Annotated in this window: 1 protein-coding gene; it reads left to right on the forward strand. The window is 39.5% G+C overall.

The features are described 5' to 3' along the window. Positions 1-574, forward strand: a 574-nt coding sequence (locus LG31_RS0107850; protein WP_033113935.1) for a hypothetical protein, incomplete at both ends; no start/stop codon positions are given.

Consider the following 574-nt stretch of genomic DNA (forward strand, 5'->3'; position numbering starts at 1 on the left):
TTTGTTGCTGATGCAGTATGTAAGGCATTTAACGCAGCAATAGGTGATGGTTTTATCGAGTTAAGTCAACAATTCTCCGTCGAAGATATTGATAATATTACCGGAGGGGTGGCTTTTAGGGAATGTGCAGAATATCTGAAAAGCAGTAATAAAGTAATGGTCATTTTCTTTGACCAATTTGAGGAAGTATTCACAAAGGAAGAGCTTTTCCCGCTGTTTCGTGCATTCAGAAGATTTGCACTAGATGTCTCTGCTGAGAAAGAAAATGTAGTTGTTGGTTTCTCTTGGAGAACAGGAATTTTTCTTGGTGATGACAATCCCGCATATGGATTGTGGCATGACTTGCGAGATCATCGTTCAGAGCGAAGATTGCAAACATTCGATGAGAAAGATTCCAGAAAAATGATTCTTAGTTTCGAGAGGGAGGCGGGAATAAATCTGACTAAACCATTAAAAGCCAGGCTGATACAGCAAGCCCAAGGGTTTCCTTGGTTTCTCAAAAAGTTGTGCATTCATCTCTTCAAAAAAATTAAAGAAGGAAACTCGCAAGAGGAATTGTTGATCAGTCAGATGC

Source organism: Aeromonas lacus (genome assembly GCF_000764665.1).
Taxonomy (GTDB): Bacteria; Pseudomonadota; Gammaproteobacteria; order Enterobacterales; family Aeromonadaceae; genus Aeromonas; species Aeromonas lacus.